Origin of the sequence: Microbulbifer magnicolonia, assembly GCF_035117725.1 — a bacterium.
GTDB lineage: Bacteria > Pseudomonadota > Gammaproteobacteria > Pseudomonadales > Cellvibrionaceae > Microbulbifer > Microbulbifer magnicolonia.
In genome coordinates, this window is the sequence record NZ_JAYEFD010000001.1 from 1,324,632 (window position 1) to 1,342,266 (window position 17,635).

Consider the following 17,635-nt stretch of genomic DNA (forward strand, 5'->3'; position numbering starts at 1 on the left):
GGCCATGGGCGAATGGCCGCCCCGCCGCCCCAACACAGACCCACATTCCCGCCTGCGGGCAAAGCCCGCCAGATTTCACGGTTCTGACACAAATCGGTCAAGTCAGCGCAATATAAGCTTCGTAACTTGGCGGCATGCGAAGCTTACCTTTGACCCTGAAAAGTGTTGATGTATCGCTGGTGCTGCACATGGCAGAGCGGGCGTCCCGCCCCGCGTCGCGCAGGCGCTACCTGTGGCTGTCAAAGAGTGGCGACGGCTGGCTGTACCTGATTTCGCCGTTAATATTCGCCCTGTCCAGCACCACCGCCGCGATCCAGTTCTTCTACCTGTGCGGCACCGCCTTCGCGGTGGAGCGCTCCCTCTACTGGACCATCAAGAACACCACCAAGCGACTGCGCCCGCCGCAGGCCATACCAGGCTTGCGCTCGGTGATTATCGCCCACGACCGTTTCAGTCTGCCCTCGGGTCACACCTCCGGCGCCTTCCTGTTCGTCACCCTGCTGTCCCAGGCTCTGAGCCCCCTGTGGCTGCTGGGCTACTTCTGGGCCGCCGGCGTGGGCACCTCGCGGGTGGGGCTGGGTGTGCACTTTCCCACCGATGTCTGCGCCGGCGCCGCCCTGGGCACCAGTGTCGGCCTGTTGATTAGCGGAGCCTTTCTGTGAAGATTCTTTACGGCGTGCAGGGAACCGGCAACGGCCATATTTCCCGCGCCCGCGCCATGGCCAGGGCGCTGCAGCAGCACCCGGAATTGAAGGTGCAGTGGCTGTTCTCCGGCCGCAGCCCGGACAAACTGTTCAGCATGGAGCCGTTCGGCGATTACTGGTGGCGCGAGGGCCTGACCTTCGTCCATCGCAACGGCAAGATAGATGCTGGAGCCACTACCAGGCAGTTAAACCTGAGCCGCCTGCTGCGCGATATCCGCGAACTGCCGGTGGGCGACTTCGACCTGGTGATCAGCGATTTTGAACCGGTCACCGCCTGGGCGGCAAAACGCCGCGGCAAACAGAGCCTCGGCCTCGGCCACCAGTACGCGTTCAACTTCCGCATTCCCGCGCCGCGCTTCAACTGGATGGCGCGCGGCATCATGCGCGCCTTCGCCCCGGTACACAGCAGCCTCGGCATGCACTGGTACCACTTCGGCCACCCGATACTGCCGCCGATCGCGCAGCCCCACGGCCAGGCTGACGCCGGCAGCGGCGACCATATTCTGGTCTACCTGCCGTTTGAACACCATCAGCCGCTGCTGCAGGAGCTGGCGAAAGTGCCGCAAAAATTTATGCTCTACGGCGCGCCCCTCGATTTACCGACAGCGGAAAACATCCAGCTGAAGGCGCCCTCCATCGACGGCTTCCAGCAGGATCTGGCCAGTGCCAAAGCGGTGATCTGCAACAGCGGTTTCGAACTGATCGCCGAGACCCTGACCATGGGCAAGCCGATCCTGACCCGCCCGCTGTCCGGCCAGTTCGAGCAGGAGGCCAATGCCCAGGCGCTGCGCGAACTGCAGCTGGCGCGTGTGGTCGAGCGGGTGGACGCCAACAGCATCAACGCCTGGCTGCAGGAACAGCCCGCCGGCGTGCGCATTCAGTGGCCGGATGTGGCCGGCCAGATAGCGCGCTGGATCGCCGGTGGCCGCAGCCAGACACCGTCCGAGCTGGCCGACAGCCTCTGGGATCAGGTAGTGCCCGGCCGCGGCGCGAGCGGCACGCGGGTCGCGCAGGCCGCCACCGACCAACTTCCGCCCTGCCGCTAACAATCATTGGCAGCCCGGGCGGCGCCGAGCCAGTCGGCTGCACGGTGCAAGGCGCGGCTGCCGGTGGCCGCCCGCGAAAAAACCTGAACGGTAAAAATTTCCCGGGCGGCCACCGACAGCCGCGCCGAATGAAGTCCGAGCCAACTGCAATTACCTTTCAGGTCATTGACCGGGTTTCCCCGTGCCCGTTTACTAGTCGAAATGGGTAACAGAAATAGGACGGGGTGACCATGAGCGGCCAATTGCTCAACGAGCGCGATATCGAATTCCTGCTGTACGAGTTTCTCGATACGGAAACGCTGCTGCAGCGGCCGCGCTACCGCGAACACTCCCGGGAAATCTTCAATGCCACCCTGGCAACCGCGCGGACCGTTGCGCAAAAATACTTCGCCAACCACAACGCCAAGGGTGATGCCAACGAACCCCGTTTCGACGGCGACGAGGTGCACCTGATCGAGGAAACCAAGCGGGCCTGGGACGCTTTCGCCGAGGCCGGCTTCCTGGCCGCCCACTACGACTTCGACGAGGGCGGTCTGCAACTGCCGGAAGTCATTTTGCGCACCTGCCTCGCCTATATCAGTGCGGCCAATGTGGCCAGCGCCGGCTACCCCTTCCTGACCCTGGGCGCCGCCAACCTGATCCACGCCTTTGCCGACGAAAAACTCAAGGCGCAGTTCCTGCCGCCGATGATGGACGGCCGCTTCGCCGGCACCATGGCACTGACGGAGCCGGACCAGGGCTCATCCCTGGCCGATATCCGCACCAGCGCCGCGCCCGCCGCGGACGGCAGCTACCGCATCACCGGCCAGAAGATGTTTATCTCCGGCGGCGACCAGTCGCTGACGGAGAACATCGTCCATATGGTGCTGGCCAAAATCCAAGGCGCCCCGGCCGGGGTCAAGGGCATCTCCCTGTTCCTGGTGCCGAAATTCCTGCTGGACGAGAACGGCGAGCCGGGCAGACGCAACGATGTAAAACTCGCCGGTCTGCTGCACAAGATGGGCTACCGCAACACCACTTCCACAGTGCTGAACTTTGGTGAGGAGGGGGTTGAAGAAGGGGGTGAAGACGGCGGCGAAGGTGGCGGTGCCGTCGGTTACCTGGTGGGCGAACCGCACAAGGGCCTCAGTTATATGTTCCAGATGATGAACGAGGCACGTATCGGCGTCGGCACCGGCGCGGCGGTGTTGGGCTACCAGGGCTACAACCACTCGCTGCAGTACGCCCGGGAGCGCCCCCAGGGGCGGCTGCCGTCGAACCGGGATCCGCAAACGAAACAGGTGCCCATTATCCGCCACGCGGACGTGCGCCGCATGCTGCTGATGCAGAAGGCCTATGTCGAGGGCGGTCTGGCCCTGTGTCTCTACGCCTCATCCCTGTTCGAGGACCAGCGCACCGCCGAAACCGAGGCACAACGCCACAGCGCTGCGGCGCTGCTCGACCTGCTGACCCCCATCGTCAAATCCTGGCCGTCCAAATACTGCCTGAAGGCCAACGAGCTGGCGATCCAGGTATTGGGCGGCTCCGGCTATATCCGCGAGTTCCCGCTGGAGCAGCTGTACCGCGACAACCGTCTGAACCCGATCCACGAGGGCACCGAGGCGATCCACGGCCTGGACCTGCTCGGGCGCAAGGTGCCCGCGCACGGTATGGCCAGCTACCGGCTGCTGCAGGAGGAGATCCGCCACACGCTGATGGCGGCCCGTGACAGCGATACGCTGGCACCGCTGGCCGCATCACTGGAGAGCGCCCTGGAAAAACTGGACACCACCACCCTGTCGCTGCTCGGCCAGATGCAGCGGGATATAGACCGCGGCCTGGCGAATGCGACCCTGTACCTGGATGTCTTCGGCCGCGTACTGGTCTCCTGGATCTGGCTGCGCCAGGCGCTGGTGGCGGACGCCGCGCTGGCGAATGTGGCTTCGGAAGAGGATGAAAGCTTTTACCGCGGCAAGCTGCAGGCCGCGCGCTTCTACATCGAGTGGGAGCTGCCGGAGATAGACGCGCAGATCGCGCTGCTGGCGAACGGCAACAGCCTGCCCTTCGAGATGGATGAGGACTGGTTCTAGGAAAACCGGCCTGCGCCGGTATGACGGGCACCTTGAGCGGACAAGAACCCGGGCAAAACCGTGCTTCAGAGACTGCGTAAATACTGCCCGGGCGTCACGCCGAAGTGCCGTTTGAAGTGGGCCGCGAAATGGCTCTGGTGCGCAAAACCGCAGTTCGCTGAGACCTCCGCCTGGGACAGACCCAGCCCCAGCATCTCGCGCCCGCGCTCTACCCGCACCTTGTTCACATACTGGTGCGGCGTCAGGCCGGTGCTGACCTTGAACATGCGCGCAAAATGGAAACGGCTGAGGCCTGCGGCCTCGGCGAGGAAATCCAGGTTCAGCGGCTCGCCGAACTGTGCCCGAATCAGTTCCCGCACCCGGTTGCACTGACGCCGGCTCAAGCCGCCCCTGAGCGGCCCGGCGGCGCCGCTGGGTTTTACATAGCTGGCAATCAGCTGCCCCATCAACTCGTAGGCGCCCTGCTGCAGCTGCAGCCGCTCGCCCCCGTCTGCCCAGGGCGTCCGCAGCAGCGCCCGGCAGGCGGCACTGATCTGGGGATGCTCGAAAAAGGTCAGATCCGGCAGCTCCACCCGGCGCGGGTCGCAGTCAAAGGACTCCAGCGCGAAGTGCCGGAGCGCGGCGTCGGAAATATACAGGTGCACAAATTCCTGGTAGTCGCCCACTTCCCATTCCGAGTCGTGCGTGGCGGGCATCAGGCACAGCTTGTTCGGCGCGCCAAAAGCAAAACTGCGATCGGAATGGCGGCCGTCCAGCCGCCGGGTGCGGTAGCCGCCGCGCAGGTACAGGCTAAGTGTGTGGTGCGCGACCTGGTGGTAGTGCACGCGCACACCGCGGTTGCCCCACAGCGCCAGAGACAAATCCTGGTTGAGGTGACAGTGATTCAGGCGGCGCGCTCCGGCGCCGTCGAGAACCTGCTGAACTGTTGCCGCGGCCGGCTTTGCCATAGCCACACCTCCCGATAACCCTATGCCAGCAAAAATAATCGCAAATTCCATTGGGAACAATTGCGCCTACACAATAACCGCAAGAATCTGCTAAAGGGCGCAACTTTGTGCGCGACCGCTCAGCAGCCCCGCTCTACCCTGTCGCTCCAGTATCAGCGTATCGGAGTAACCCATGACCCTGTTTCTGTATGCGAGCACCGTATTGCTATGGGGCACCACCTGGATTGCGATCCACTTCCAGCTCGGCGAAGTGCCGGTGCTGGTTTCCGCGTTCTACCGCTTTGCGATTGCCGGCATGCTGTTCCTGCCGGCGCTGGCGTTGCTGCGGCGCGTGCAGCGGACCTCGCTGCGCGATCACGGCTTCTTCCTGCTGCAGGGCTGCTGCCTGTTCTCGTTTAATTTTGTCTGCTTCTACACCGCCAGCCAGTACATCGTCAGCGGTCTGATCTCGGTGGTGTTTTCCGCGGCCATACTGTTTAACGCCGTGAATAACCGCCTGCTGTGGCGCGAGCGCGCCGAGCCCGCTATCTACATCGCCGCCACACTCGGTATCGCCGGCCTGGTGCTGCTGTTCTGGGACAGTATCGCCGGCGGTCACTTCGACCGCGGCGCCGCACTCGGACTGGGACTGGCGCTGCTGGGAACCTATTTCTTTTCGCTCGGCAACATGATTTCCGTGCGCCACTCCAGGCGGGGCCTCAAGCCCTGGACCAGCAACGCCTATGCGATGATCTACGGCGCGCTGATTCTGCTCGCCTGCGTAATTGCTACCGATACGGAATGGAAAATGGATACTCGCCCGATCTATGTCGGCAGCCTGCTGTACCTGGCCATTCCCGGTTCCATTCTGGGCTTCACCGCCTACCTGACCCTGGTGGGCCGTATCGGTGCCAACCGCGCCGCCTATGCGACGGTGCTGTTCCCGCTGGTGGCACTGACGCTGTCCACCTGGTTCGAGGGCTATCGCTGGACGGTGATGAGCTTTGCCGGCCTGTTGCTGGTACTGCTGGGGAACACGGTGTCGCTGGGTGGACTGGAAATGGTCAGGCGCTGGAGGCCGGGATCTGTTCGGGAAAGAATGGTTCAGTAGGAGCGGCCCATGGCCGCGATCGCACTTAGCAGGTAGTGAAATCGATCGCGGCCAAGGGCGGATGGCCGCCCCGCCGCTCCTACCGGGTGAGACCGCTGGCGGCGTTACAGGGTGACGGTGATTTCGGTGCCGCCTTGCGGTAGTCGCACCGCGGAAATCTGGCCCTCGTAGCTCTCGACGATATCCGTGACCACCGCCAGGCCGATGCCCTGCCCCGGCTGCTGCTGGTCCGCGCGCACACCGCGCTGGGTGACGGCCCGCCACTGTTCCTCGTCGAGGCCGGGGCCGTTGTCGACCACGCGGATATGCAGCTTGCGCCCGTCGCCGGCACCGTGAATCTCCACCGTCAGCTCGCCGGCACCGTACTTGTAGCCGTTGTCCAGCAGGTTGCCGAGCAGCTCCATCAGGTCGCCCTCGTCGCCGTAAAACAGGGTGTCGTCCTCGCAAGACAATCGCACATCCGCAGGCTTGTCCCGGTAGACCTTTTCCAGCGCGTCGAGAATCTTGTGCACCAGCGGCGCCACCGGCACACCGCGCAGGATCGACTTGGGCGAACCGGTGACGGCGCGCTGCAGCTGGTAACAGATGATGCTGTCCATGCGCTGCACCTGTTCCATTAATGTCGTGTAGGCGCTGCGCGGGTCACCGGAAAAGTTGAGCCCCTTCAATACGGCCAGCGGCGTCTTCAGGCTGTGGGCCAGGTCCGCCAGTGTGTGCCGGGTCTTTTCCCGCTGGCGGCGCTCGTTTTCTATCAGCAGGTTGAGGTTGTCGGTAAGCGGCCGCAACTCCCGCGGGAACTTGCCCTCCAGCCTGTCGCTGCCGCCGCGCTGCATCTCCTGCAGCGCGCGTGCCACGGAACGCAGCGGCGCCAGGCCCCAGCGCAACACCAGCCACTGGGCCAGCACCAGCAGCAGCGCGCCGAGTCCCAGCCAGCGCCAGAGAATGGAGCGGAACTGTTCTACCTGGGCCCGCAGTGGTGCGGCATCCTCCAGGACGACAAAGGTGAACTGGTTTTCGTTCTCCAGCCCCCAGGCGACCCCCTGGCGGAAGCTGGTATAGCGCCCGGCATCGCCGGGCAGGGTCACCTGACCGAAGGCCTGGCGCCCCTGGGGCAGCGGGTGGGACGGCAACTGCGGCATCGCCAGCGCCGAGGCGGAACGCCAGATGACCCGACCGCGCTGGTCCGTAACGGCGCCGATAAGACCGGAATCCGGCTGGTTGAAGCGCTGCTCCGGCAGGGTCGGCGGGAATCTCAGGCGGTCGCCGTCCGGCTCGGCCACGGCCAGCAGCGTGTAGATGTACAGCTGCAGTTCGCGCTGCTTGGCCTCGTTCAGGGACGTCCGGTAGGCGTGCTCCAGCACGCCGGAAATCATCAGCAGGAAGCCGACCAGCACCAGGCTGGTGACCAGCGACAGGCGGCCCTTGAGGGAGTTCAGCCAGTGAGTGGCGGGCATGGGGGTCCGCGCTTACTGCGGCGCGACGAAGCGGTAGCCGCGGCCGCGCAGTGTCTCTATGGGTTTCAGCTGCGCCGCGGCTTCGAATTTCTTGCGCAGGCGGCCGATAAACACCTCGATCACGTTGCTGTCGCGGTCGCAGTCCTGCTCGTAGATATGTTCGGTGAGGGTGGTCTTGGATACCACCTCGTCCGGATGCAGCATCAGGTATTCCAGCACCTTGTACTCAAACGAGGTCAGCTCCAGCTCGGCGTCGCCGACGCTGACCCGCTGTGAACTGGTGTCCAGCACTATCGGGCCGGCCTTGATCGTGGGAGACGAGAAGCCGGCGGAGCGGCGCACCAGCGCATTGAGTCGCGCCAGCAGCTCCTCGGTGTGGAAGGGCTTCACCAGGTAGTCGTCGCCGCCGGCTTCGAGCCCGGCGACCCGCTCCTGCCAGTGGCCGCGCGCGGTGAGAATCAGGATCGGGAAATGCTTGTCCTCGCTGCGCAGTGCCTGAATCACCTGGATGCCGTCCATTTTCGGCAGCCCCAGATCCATCACGGCGATATCGTAGGGATACTCGCGGCCGAGGTAGAGCGCCTCTTCACCGTCCGGCGCCTCGTCGACGGTATAGCCGGCGCCGCGCAGGGATTCCGCCAGTTGCCGCCGCAGCAGCACCTCATCTTCTACCAACAGTGCCCGCATCTTTTCCCCCTGGATTACCGAATCTCAGCTACGGCGCCTTGCAGTGTAGGTCGCCTGCGCACCTGACTCAGCGGATTCCGCTATTGCGAAATGCGCCCGCTCTGCTTGTCCACATAGACCACATACACCTGGCTTTTATCCGACAGGCCCTTGACCCGGTACACGGTGCGGCCGCCCTTCTGCACTTCGGAGATCGCCAGAATCTTGCCACCGTAGCGCCGCTTCACGATGGCCGCCGCCTGATCGCGCGAGATCTCCTGCTGCTGAACCCGGAAATACTCCGCTTCGGCTCGGAAACCCTCCCGTTCGTAGGCGACGGCCGCCTGCAATGGCAGGGCGAAAATGCCGAGCAGCAAAACAAGTAATACCTGGGTCGGCCGGAAGACGGCGCAATTGAAATTCACGGTGCAGCTCCTGTGGGTACCCGATAGTCGATCCTTCGGGGTCGATTTTCTCTGTTGGCCGACTGATCAAAAGGCCGGCGAGACGTCGACGCGGACCCTGATTTTATCGCCCGGATGCTGGTCTGTGCGAGTCAGATAGTGACGACCATTATAACGGTAGCGGACGTCGTATCCGATCAGCTCGCGGCGGGTAGTGAATTCGTCCACCACCTGGCAGCGCTGCTCGGTAACGAACTGGGTCGGCGCATTGGCGCGGCTGATCTGGTTGCCCACCAGCGCGCCGACGGCAGCGCCCGCCACGGTAGAAGCACCGCGGTGGTGGCGGTAATAGTGGCGACGGTGGTGGCCGCCCTTGCCGAGATTGTTGCCAATGGCGGCGCCGATCAGGCCGCCGATCACCGCGCCGGCGGGCGAGGCGGGCTGCTGATAGGCCACCTGCTCATCCCAGCACTGGGTGCGGGGCGTGCGCACCTGCACATCGGTGTACACCGGCGTCACCTCGGTGACATTGGCATAATCGTAACCTTCGTCCGCGCCAGGATAGGGGTAGTAACCACTGTCCCCGGCGCCGGCGCAGGCGCTGAAACCCACCAGTGCGGCCACCACCGCGCCCGCGAGCAGCTGTTTGTAAAGTTGCATGATCGGTCTCCCGTTGATCATCGACGGGAGCAGAGTAAGCGAGTGGGACTGAATCGAAGCTGAACCATGGCCCGGCCTGGATATGGCCCGCTGCGGCGCTGCCGCGCCGGATTTACGTTGTCACTGCTCCATAACGCCGCCGGGCGGTATCGGTTGACCGCGGAAGCAAGATTTTTCCGCCCGGCAGGCTGCTAGCCCTCGATAATTTCCGCCCCCGGGACCTCATCGCCCAGCCAGCGCTGGGTCAGGGTGCCCGCCGTCATGGCTCCGTTGACGTTGAGCGCGGTGCGCGCCATGTCGATCAGCGGTTCCACCGAGATCAGCAGTGCGGCAATGGTCACCGGCAGCCCCATGGCCGGCAGCACCACCAGCGCGGCGAAGGTGGCGCCGCCACCGACACCGGCGATACCGAAGGAGCTGATGACCACCACCGCCAGCAGCGTGGCCAGCCACACCGGATCCAGCACATCGATTCCCATGGGCACCGCCACCATCACCGCCAGCATCGCCGGATAGATACCGGCACAGCCGTTCTGGCCGATAGTGGCACCAAAGGAAGCGGAGAAATTGGCGATGGCCGGCGAGTTGCGCAGCTCATCGACCTGGGTTTCCACGTTCAGCGGGATGGTGGCGGCGCTGGAGCGGGAACTGAAGGCAAAGACCAGCACTGGCCAGACCTTGGCGAAATAGTGCAGCGGGCTGACGCCATTCAGCAGCAGCAACAGACCGTGCACCAGGAACATCAGTGCAATGGCGGCGAAGGAAGCCAGTACGAAGTTGAACAGGTTGACGATGTCCGCCCAGCTGGAATTCGCGATCAGGCTGGCCACCAGTGCCATGACGCCGTAGGGGGTGAAGGCCATGATCAGTCGCACCAGCTTCATGACCCAAACCTGGGCCACGTGGACAAAGCGCTCGATCTGTGCCCCCTCTTCGGGAAATTCCCGGCGTACCGCCAGTGCCGCCAGCCCCAGCAGCACGGCAAAGATCACCACGGCAATCACCGAGGTGTCGCGGCTGCCAGCCAGATCATAAAAAATATTCTTCGGGATAAAGGAGCTGATCAATTCCGGGATGCTGAGCTCGCTCACCCGCACAATGCGCTCGTTCAGTACCTCCACGCGCGCGGCTTCGCGCGCGCCCTCGACCAGCCCGGCGGCGGAGAGACCGAACAACTTCGCCATCATCACCCCGACCAGCGCCGCGATCGCCGTAGTCCCCAGCAAAACTGCCAGCACTGAAATACTGATTTTTCCCAGCGACTGGGTGTGGCTCACCTTGACCACCGCGGCCAGGATGGATATCAGCACCAGCGGCATCACCAGCAGGTGCAGCAGATTGACGTAGCCATCGCCGAGCATGTCTACCCACGGCAGGACTTCCGCAGGTACCGCCCCCCAGCCGCGTGCCAGTTGCAACAATCCGCCGAACAGCAAGCCCAGCAGCAGACCGGCGAATACCGCCGGGGCCAGTGATTCCCGGCTCCGGTGCCAGCGATTCAGGGGCCAGAGCAGAAAAACGAAAATGAACAGTAGAAATAGCGAACTGATTTGCATGACTTGGGGATCCCGCTCCCGGCAATACAGAGAAATGACGGCATGCTATCAGCGGCGCGCCAATCCCCTATAGATGCGTTTGTTATAGTTTTATAAGCGACTCTGTTCCACCGCCGCGCGGAGGCTTTCCACCGTTTGCGGCCCTACCAGCGAGCGGCGCCACTGCCCGTCGGCGCCGATGACAAAGGTGGTGGGGAGCACCGTCGGCAGCGACTGCCCCCAGCGCCCCGCGGGCTCTGCCGCCAACACCGGAAACTCGATACCCAGCTTTTCCGCCTGCGCGCGAATGGTTTGCGCGGGCAGCCGATCGTAATTAATGCCAATGACCTGAACATTGTCACCATCGCGGGCGAAGTGATTCAGTTCGGGAATCTCTTCCCGGCAGGGTTTGCACCACTCGGCCCAATAGTTGACGAGCAGTATTTTATCCGAGGTTTCGATGGCCCTGCCGTCGACGGTCGCGAGCGTATCGCCGCCTCCACTACAGGCGCTTATTGCGGCGAGAAACCACAGCCAGGCTGCCCGCCGAATCACTTTCGTCTTTGACCTTGCTACTGCGTGAGCCACTCCTGCCACCTCCACGTTTACTGCTTTTCTTCTCGTCCCCGCCCGTCTCTTCACCGCCCTTATCCGGAGTACTCTGCACATCTTTTGCCGCAGCTTCCGCCTCCATCGCCCGGCGAAACACTTCACCGAGATCCAGATCCAGCTGCTCGCTGGCGAAGTGCTGGGTATCCGCGAAGCGCTGTTCCACTTCCGCATACCAGGGCTGGCCCTGTAGCTCGCGATGGCTGTGGGCGGGTATCGGGGCCGGATTCAACCAGTTGGTCAAGTCCATCAGCGAGATTGAATCCAGGTCACGCTGCAAAACGTAGTCGTTGCGTTCGGTCTGGGTGATCACCTTGTGGTCCTGTAACACCTGCCGAATGCGCCGCCACTGCGCGGGCTTGATACCTGCACGGGAAATATCCTGATCGCGCACAGGCTGGCCGCTCTGGTACTTCTTGAAAAATTCCCACAGCAACACCAGCGTCGCCACCACGTCCGAGTACTTCCGGCCCTGGGTCGCCGCGTGGTACACGGACAGGGTGCGCACCAGCACACAGCCCGCCAGCACGATGATCCAGGTCAGATAGATCCAGATCAGGAACAGCGGCACGAAGGCGAAGGCACCGTAAATGGCCTGTACCGAACTGCGCGCAACCATCACCCCGAACAGGTTTTTGGCCAATTCGAACGCGAAGGCGGTGATAACGCCACCGACCAGGCCGTATCGCATTGGCACGCGACAGTTAGGTACGGCGATAAACAGCAGCGTGAAGGCGATGGCGGTAAAGACCAGTGGCAGCACCCGCAACACTATGGGCAGCACCCCCAGAGTGTCGCCTTCCGGTAAAAACATTTTCTGCGAGATCAGATAGGTTGTCGCGGCCAGACCGGCGCCGAGCAGGATCGGCCCCAGGCTCAGAATTGCCCAGTACAGCAGAAAGCTGGATACACCACTGCGACCGCGGGGAATATCCCAGATAGAGTTAAAGGTATCTTCGATATTGCGCAGCATTATCCCCGCCGTGACCAGCAGTATGGCGATACCGACACCGGTAAGGCGCTGGGCCTGGGCGGAAAAGTTGCTGATATATTCCTGTACCTCGCGCCCGCTCTCCGGCACGAAATGGGAGAAGATCTGTTCCTGCAGCCGGCTCTCCAGGCCGGCAAAATCCGGAAACAGCGACAGCATGGCGTAACTGACCGTCACCAGCGGCACTATGGCAAACAGGGTCATATAGGTGAGCGCGGCGGCGCTCTGCCGACAGTTTTTTTCGTTGAACAGCGTCCACAGCGAAGTGAAAAAGCGACGCCAGCGATGCACCATTTCCGTCATTTGAGGTTCCGTTTATTGTTGTCTCGGTTTTGGCTTTCGGTCAGGTTCCTGCTCATCAACAAATTCTGGCAAAAGGCATTTATGAATCATAAGCCAGATGCGAAGGCCCTGAGGCCGGGGGCTTTTTGTGGGACCTTTCGCGGCCAGGAATGACCGCGGAGAGCGTACAGGGATGTATTCACAGCGTGTCCCACCAAAAGCCACCGGCAGCAGGGCCGCGCAGGAACTGCTACAAAGCGCCACACAGCTAAGCCCGAAAGTAAGCCCGAAGGGAAATGAACTCCCAAACCTTATTCGGTTAGAATACGCCAAACCTTAACAGGATACCGCCGCAATGTGGACGATTTACCACAATCCCCGCTGTTCAAAATCCCGTCAAACCCTGCAGCTGCTGCAGGACAATGGCATAGAACCGGAAGTGGTTCTCTACCTCGAGACGCCGCCCGGTAAAGATACCCTCGCCGAACTGCTGAAAAAGCTCGGTATCGGCGCCCGCGAACTGCTGCGCACCGGAGAGGACGTCTACAAGGACCTGCAACTGAAAGACCAGGGCCTGAGCGAAGAGCAGCTGCTCGACGCCATGGCGCGGCACCCGATTCTGATCCAGCGCCCGATCGTGGTGAAGGGTAATCAGGCGGTGCTGGGCCGGCCACCGGAAAATGTGCTGGAGCTGCTTTGATGGCGCAGGACGCTGAAGCCTATGTGCTGATCCTCTATTACAGCCGCAGTGGCGCCACCGCGAGGATGGCCGCGGAGCTGGCGCGGGGCGTCGAGACGGCCGGTATCGCCACACGTTTGCGCACCGTGCCCAGCGTTTCCCCCGACACCGAGGCCAGCCTGCCACCGGTGCCTGTCGAGGGGGCGCCCTATTGCACCAGTGACGACCTGCGCCATTGCGCCGGACTGCTGCTCGGCAGCCCCACCCGCTTTGGCAATATGGCCTCGCCGCTGCGCTACTTTCTCGACCAGACCAGCGATATCTGGCTGGAGGGCAGCCTGGCGGGCAAGCCGGCCGCCGTCTTCACTGCCACTGGCAGCCTGCACGGCGGCCAGGAGAGCACGCTGATCTCGATGATGTTGCCGCTGCTGCACCACGGCATGGTGATCGCCGGTATCCCCTACTCCGAACCGGCGCTGACCCATACCAAGAGCGGCGGCACTCCCTACGGTGCCTCCCACTGGTCCGGCGGCAACGATGGCGAACTGAGCGAGGACGAAGTGACCCTGTGCCGCGCCCTCGGCAAGCGCATCGGCAAGCTGGCACTGGCCCTTGACCGCAACCTGGAGGAAACGCCGTGAGCCTGTCCAACGCGCGCAAACTGCAGATTGCCCTGCGCCTGAACTGGATCTGCTATGTCGGCTTGATGCTGCTGTTCGCGGCCTGGAACCTGGTGCTGCCGGGCGGTTCCATCAAGTGGTGGCTACTGCAGACGGTACCGCTGCTGCTGGTCCTGCCCGGGCTGTTGAAAGGCCACTACCGCAGCTATCTTTGGCTCTGTTTTATCCTGCTGCTCTATATCACCGCCAGCATTGTCGACGTAATGATGCCCGGCCGCGGCTGGCAGCATGGCGTATTATTAGTGTTAAGCCTTACCCTGTTCTTCTCTGCGATGATGACCAGCCGCTGGCAGCGTATGCAGTAAGCCCCACAGGGCCTCCGCCATGGGTTTCGAATGCAATCTGCGCAAATTTTGGCCGCTCGCCAATGCGCTAAGGAGTAATGAGGTTTGACAGACTCTTACCACGAGAAAGGATTTATCCGCCGCTTTTTCGGCGCCATCGGCGGCGCCATCACCTGGCTGCGCCGCGTCTTTACCAACCTGCTGTTCCTGCTGCTGCTGTTGTTTATCGGCATCGCCATTTTCGGCAAGGAAGAGCGGCTGACGATTCCCCAGGGCGCCGCCCTGAAAGTCGCGCCCAGCGGCTTTCTGGTGGACGAAGTCTCCCAGCCGACCACCCTGCCGGGCTTTCTCGGCGGCCCCCCCGGCCCGGTAGAAGTGCGCGTCAAGGATCTGGTAGACGCCATCGACAGCGCCGCCAAGGACAGCCGCATCTCCTCACTGGTGCTGGAACTCGACTACCTGGTGGGCGGCAGCCTGAGCAAGCTGGAGGAAGTGGGCGCCGCACTGCAGCGCTTCAAGGCGACCGACAAACCCATCTATGCCGTCGGCGACAATTACACCCAGTCCCAGTATTTCCTCGCCAGCCACGCCGACAAGATCTACCTGAACCCCATGGGTTCGGTGCTGCTCACGGGTTTCGGTGTCTACCGCAACTACTACAGGAGCGCGCTGGACAAGTTAAAGGTCAACTTCCACGTGTTCCGGGTCGGCGATTACAAGGACTTTATCGAGCCCTATACCCGCGATGACATGTCCCCCGCTTCGCGGGAGAACAACCAGCGCTGGCTGCACGAACTCTGGAGCGAATACACGGAACAGGTCACCGGCCTGCGCAACCTCCCGCCGGACAGCATCGACGCCTTTATCGATGAACTGCCGCAGAACCTGCAGCAGCACGAAGGCAGCTGGGCCGAGGCCGCACTGGCCAACAAACTGGTGGACCAGCTGGTCAGCCGCCGCGTGGCGATCAACGAACTCCGGGAAACCATCGGCGCGGAAGACAAGAAGCAGGGCTACAAGTCGATCGACGCGCTCGCCTACCTGCGCCACCAGAAACTTACCCAGATCCCCACCCCCGGCGCCGAGGCCGGCAAGATCGGCCTGATCTCCGCCAGCGGCGCCATCGTCGACGGCGAGGCGCCGGCGGGACAGATCGGCAGCGAGACCCTCGGCAAGCTGATCGCCGACGCGCGCGAGAAGAAGGTCAACGCCCTGGTGCTGCGCATCGACAGCGGCGGCGGCTCCGCCTTCGCCTCCGAAGCCATTCGCCAGGAACTGCTCGCTACCCGGGAGGCGGGCATTCCGGTCACCATCTCCATGGGCAGTGTCGCCGCTTCCGGCGGCTACTGGATCGCCACCGGCGGCGACCGCATCTGGGCGTCGCCATCGACCATCACCGGTTCCATCGGCGTGTTCGGCGCCTTTCCCACCTTCGAGGAGTCACTGGAAAGCCTGGGCATCTTCAACGACGGCATCGGCACTTCGGAACTGGCCGGCACCATGCGCCTCGACCGCGCCCTGCCGGAAGCCGCCGCCAGCGTGCTGCAGCAGGGGGTGGAGAACACCTATGCGCGCTTCCTGCAGATCGTCGCCGAGGCCCGCGGCAGCACGCCGAAGGAAGTGCACAAGATCGCCCAGGGCCAGGTGTGGACCGGGCGCGCCGCGCAGCAACTGGGCCTGGTGGACGAACTCGGCAATCTCAATGACGCCATCGCCGATGCCGCCCAGCGGGCGGATCTGGAGCGCTACCACGTCGTGGAGATCCAGCGCGAATTGACCCCGGGAGAACGGCTGCTGCGCGCGCTGGCCGACAATGTCGATGCCACCATAGCCGCCGCCTTCACCAACAGCCTCGAGGCCAACCTGCCCCTGGGCGCCTGGCTGACCAGCCTGCAGCCGGCGCTGGCCCCCATCGCCGAACTGCAGAGCTACCGCGATCCCCGCGCCCTCTACGTGCGCTGCCTGGCCTGTCTGGCCCCCTGACGGAAATTTTGCTTGCCACCCTCGCCGGCTCAGCGCCGGCGGGGGCGCCCGTAGAGGGCGCGCAACTCCTCCTTGGCGGCTTCCAGTCGCCGGCGCTGATCTTCCGGCAGATTGCGCCCGGCGCGGTTGATGTAGAAGGTCAGCATCGACATCGCGGAGCGAAAGGGATCAGACTTGCGCCGCTCGCTGCGCTCCGCCGAGCGCTTCAGTGAGCGGGCTATGGCCCGCGGGTCGCGCAGGGTAAAGACCCCCGGCTCCAGATCCAGCGCGTCACTGGTCTCCGCGACACGCTGCGACCAGCGCTTCGTTTTGGCCTGACTCACACTGCGTCCTCAGCTGAATTACCCGTCATTCCGAAAATGTATCGTGACTTGCGACAGGCCACGAATCATCGCACCAAAATAGAGCAGTAAATTTTCCGGTCGCCCACCGGTGAACCGGATGGATGCATCGTCAAATCCTGAGATCCGCTATTTCTCCATCGCGGCGCCGAAGTTGTTGCTTTCGGTGCCAACTGTCGCCGCCGGCGCGTACCTCTGGCCCATAATTCCCAACTGGCACTATTTTTGGATCTACAGAGACAAATAAGAAATCAGAAGGCGCAAATCACCGGGGCGATGACAAGCAATAATTCACTTTCCGGCCGCTGGCTGATCGTCAGCGACCTGGACGGCACGCTGCTGGACCACTACGACTACTCCCACGCCCCGGTGGACGAACTGCTGAACCGACTGGAGCGGCGGGGCGTTCCGGTGATCCTGAACAGCAGCAAGACCTTGCCGGAAATACTCGAACTCCGCCGCCAACTGCACAATCGTCATCCGTTTATCGTCGAGAATGGTTCCGCCATCTTTATTCCCGCAGATTACTTCCCCGCTGCGCCGCCCGCTGCGCACCGCCGGAATCACTTCTGGGTCATCGAGACCGGCGTAAAGAGAGCGCAACTGCTCGCCTTTCTACGGGCGGATGCCGCGGAACACGGCGCCCCCTACCTGAGCTTTGCCGCCGCCTCCTGCGAAGAGATCGTTCAGGCGACCGGGCTGTCGCCGAAACAGGCACGGGCGGCACAGCGCCGCGATTATTCGGAGCCGCTGCTGTGGCGCGGCAGCGCAGCGGAACAGCGGGCGTTCGAGACCCGCGCCCGGGCGGCCGGACTTTCCACGCTCCAGGGCGGCCGCTTCCTGCATCTGCTGGGCCCGGCCGACAAGGGGACGGCCACGCTGCGACTGCTGGATTGCTATCGCCACTGTCGCGATATCGACTACCGGCTGATCGCCGCCGGCGACAGCCCCAACGACCTCGATATGCTGCGGGTGGCGGATATTGCCGTGCTCATCCGCGCCCCACATCGCCCGCCGCCGGAATTGCAGGCTAAGGCAGACCAGCGGGTGTTCGTCAGCGAGGCCATAGGCCCCGCCGGCTGGAATGAAACCATAGGACGGTTGTTTTCGTAGGGTGCGCCGCGCGTACCATTTCTGCGGAGCTGCGCCACAGTATTGGCGCGCACGGCGCACCCTGCGATTCACAGTAGAGAAAAGCCAAGGCAGTTGAA

General features: G+C 63.2%; 18 protein-coding genes. 9 read left to right on the forward strand and 9 right to left on the reverse strand.

All coding sequences use genetic code 11. The features are described 5' to 3' along the window. Positions 1-149 precede the first annotated feature (149 nt). The 3 genes from RRF64_RS05855 to RRF64_RS05865 all read left to right on the forward strand — a co-directional run bounded on the left by RRF64_RS05855 (position 150) and on the right by RRF64_RS05865 (position 3,819). Positions 150-662, forward strand: a complete 513-nt coding sequence (locus tag RRF64_RS05855; RefSeq protein WP_323844884.1) for a phosphatase PAP2 family protein — start codon at positions 150-152, stop codon at positions 660-662. Beyond that, positions 659-1,750, forward strand: a complete 1,092-nt coding sequence (locus tag RRF64_RS05860) for an MJ1255/VC2487 family glycosyltransferase (RefSeq protein WP_323844885.1) — start codon at positions 659-661, stop codon at positions 1,748-1,750. Before RRF64_RS05855 ends, RRF64_RS05860 begins: the two co-directional genes overlap by 4 nt. A 230-nt stretch (positions 1,751-1,980) precedes the next feature. Further along, on the forward strand, positions 1,981-3,819 hold the full coding sequence (locus tag RRF64_RS05865) for an acyl-CoA dehydrogenase (protein WP_323844886.1): 1,839 nt from the start codon (positions 1,981-1,983) through the stop codon (positions 3,817-3,819). A 65-nt stretch (positions 3,820-3,884) separates the two neighbouring features. Here the strand turns inward: RRF64_RS05865 and RRF64_RS05870 are convergent, their stop codons facing one another. Continuing rightward, a complete protein-coding gene (locus RRF64_RS05870; protein WP_323844887.1) occupies positions 3,885-4,766 on the reverse strand; it encodes an AraC family transcriptional regulator in 882 nt (293 codons plus the stop codon). Between the two features lie 172 nt (positions 4,767-4,938). Between RRF64_RS05870 and RRF64_RS05875 the strand changes: the two genes are divergently transcribed. Continuing rightward, the gene (locus RRF64_RS05875) at positions 4,939-5,856 is read left to right on the forward strand and encodes a DMT family transporter (RefSeq protein WP_323844888.1); all 918 of its coding nucleotides are present in this window, start codon (positions 4,939-4,941) and stop codon (positions 5,854-5,856) included. A gap of 104 nt (positions 5,857-5,960) precedes the next feature. Here RRF64_RS05875 and RRF64_RS05880 read toward each other — a convergent pair whose 3' ends face one another. The 7 genes from RRF64_RS05880 to RRF64_RS05910 form a co-directional block, all read right to left on the reverse strand. Continuing rightward, positions 5,961-7,310 carry an ATP-binding protein gene (locus tag RRF64_RS05880; RefSeq protein WP_323844889.1) on the reverse strand — a complete coding sequence of 450 codons (1,350 nt, stop codon included), beginning with the start codon at positions 7,308-7,310 and terminating at the stop codon, positions 5,961-5,963. 12 nt (positions 7,311-7,322) lie between these two features. Then, positions 7,323-7,997, reverse strand: a complete 675-nt coding sequence (locus RRF64_RS05885) for a response regulator transcription factor (RefSeq protein ID WP_323844890.1) — start codon at positions 7,995-7,997, stop codon at positions 7,323-7,325. 80 nt (positions 7,998-8,077) lie between these two features. After that, complete coding sequence (locus RRF64_RS05890) at positions 8,078-8,401, reverse strand: PepSY domain-containing protein (protein WP_323844892.1); 324 nt, start codon at positions 8,399-8,401, stop codon at positions 8,078-8,080. Between the two features lie 66 nt (positions 8,402-8,467). Next, a complete protein-coding gene (locus tag RRF64_RS05895; RefSeq protein WP_323844894.1) occupies positions 8,468-9,040 on the reverse strand; it encodes a glycine zipper 2TM domain-containing protein in 573 nt (190 codons plus the stop codon). Positions 9,041-9,231: 191 nt separating this feature from the next. Beyond that, complete coding sequence (locus RRF64_RS05900; RefSeq protein ID WP_323844895.1) at positions 9,232-10,596, reverse strand: L-cystine transporter; 1,365 nt, start codon at positions 10,594-10,596, stop codon at positions 9,232-9,234. Between the two features lie 90 nt (positions 10,597-10,686). After that, entirely contained in the window at positions 10,687-11,130 is a 444-nt protein-coding gene (locus RRF64_RS05905; protein WP_323844896.1) for a TlpA family protein disulfide reductase, read from the reverse strand. After that, a complete protein-coding gene (locus tag RRF64_RS05910) occupies positions 11,078-12,478 on the reverse strand; it encodes a YihY family inner membrane protein (protein ID WP_323844897.1) in 1,401 nt (466 codons plus the stop codon). The genes RRF64_RS05905 and RRF64_RS05910 overlap by 53 nt, the downstream gene beginning before the upstream one ends. A 334-nt stretch (positions 12,479-12,812) precedes the next feature. Between RRF64_RS05910 and arsC the strand changes: the two genes are divergently transcribed. The 4 genes from arsC to sppA all read left to right on the forward strand — a co-directional run bounded on the left by arsC (position 12,813) and on the right by sppA (position 16,083). Beyond that, the gene (arsC, locus tag RRF64_RS05915) at positions 12,813-13,157 is read left to right on the forward strand and encodes an arsenate reductase (glutaredoxin) (RefSeq protein WP_323844898.1); all 345 of its coding nucleotides are present in this window, start codon (positions 12,813-12,815) and stop codon (positions 13,155-13,157) included. Beyond that, positions 13,157-13,777 (forward strand): NAD(P)H:quinone oxidoreductase, encoded by a 621-nt coding sequence (gene wrbA, locus RRF64_RS05920; protein WP_323844899.1) that lies wholly within the window; start codon positions 13,157-13,159, stop codon positions 13,775-13,777. The genes arsC and wrbA overlap by 1 nt, the downstream gene beginning before the upstream one ends. Further along, the gene (locus tag RRF64_RS05925; RefSeq protein ID WP_323844900.1) at positions 13,774-14,121 is read left to right on the forward strand and encodes a DUF2069 domain-containing protein; all 348 of its coding nucleotides are present in this window, start codon (positions 13,774-13,776) and stop codon (positions 14,119-14,121) included. The genes wrbA and RRF64_RS05925 overlap by 4 nt, the downstream gene beginning before the upstream one ends. 84 nt (positions 14,122-14,205) lie before the next feature. Beyond that, positions 14,206-16,083, forward strand: a complete 1,878-nt coding sequence (sppA, locus tag RRF64_RS05930; RefSeq protein ID WP_323844901.1) for a signal peptide peptidase SppA — start codon at positions 14,206-14,208, stop codon at positions 16,081-16,083. Between the two features lie 29 nt (positions 16,084-16,112). On the opposite strand, the gene RRF64_RS05935 is transcribed toward sppA, so the two are convergent. Next, positions 16,113-16,406 (reverse strand): DUF3175 domain-containing protein, encoded by a 294-nt coding sequence (locus RRF64_RS05935; protein WP_323844902.1) that lies wholly within the window; start codon positions 16,404-16,406, stop codon positions 16,113-16,115. Positions 16,407-16,700: 294 nt separating this feature from the next. Between RRF64_RS05935 and RRF64_RS05940 the strand changes: the two genes are divergently transcribed. Beyond that, on the forward strand, positions 16,701-17,537 hold the full coding sequence (locus RRF64_RS05940) for an HAD-IIB family hydrolase (protein ID WP_323844903.1): 837 nt from the start codon (positions 16,701-16,703) through the stop codon (positions 17,535-17,537). The last annotated feature ends 98 nt before the right edge of the window (positions 17,538-17,635 follow it).

Coding starts and splice junctions, on each gene's coding strand:
- wrbA (WP_323844899.1), top strand. CDS start 13,157: ATGGCGCAGGACGCTGAAGCCTATGTGCTGATCCTCTATTACAGCCGC.
- RRF64_RS05940 (WP_323844903.1), top strand. CDS start 16,701: ATGACAAGCAATAATTCACTTTCCGGCCGCTGGCTGATCGTCAGCGAC.
- RRF64_RS05865 (WP_323844886.1), top strand. CDS start 1,981: ATGAGCGGCCAATTGCTCAACGAGCGCGATATCGAATTCCTGCTGTAC.
- arsC (WP_323844898.1), top strand. CDS start 12,813: ATGTGGACGATTTACCACAATCCCCGCTGTTCAAAATCCCGTCAAACC.
- RRF64_RS05880 (WP_323844889.1), bottom strand. CDS start 7,310: ATGCCCGCCACTCACTGGCTGAACTCCCTCAAGGGCCGCCTGTCGCTG.
- RRF64_RS05870 (WP_323844887.1), bottom strand. CDS start 4,766: ATGGCAAAGCCGGCCGCGGCAACAGTTCAGCAGGTTCTCGACGGCGCC.
- RRF64_RS05900 (WP_323844895.1), bottom strand. CDS start 10,596: ATGCAAATCAGTTCGCTATTTCTACTGTTCATTTTCGTTTTTCTGCTC.
- RRF64_RS05875 (WP_323844888.1), top strand. CDS start 4,939: ATGACCCTGTTTCTGTATGCGAGCACCGTATTGCTATGGGGCACCACC.
- RRF64_RS05910 (WP_323844897.1), bottom strand. CDS start 12,478: ATGACGGAAATGGTGCATCGCTGGCGTCGCTTTTTCACTTCGCTGTGG.
- RRF64_RS05885 (WP_323844890.1), bottom strand. CDS start 7,997: ATGCGGGCACTGTTGGTAGAAGATGAGGTGCTGCTGCGGCGGCAACTG.
- RRF64_RS05895 (WP_323844894.1), bottom strand. CDS start 9,040: ATGCAACTTTACAAACAGCTGCTCGCGGGCGCGGTGGTGGCCGCACTG.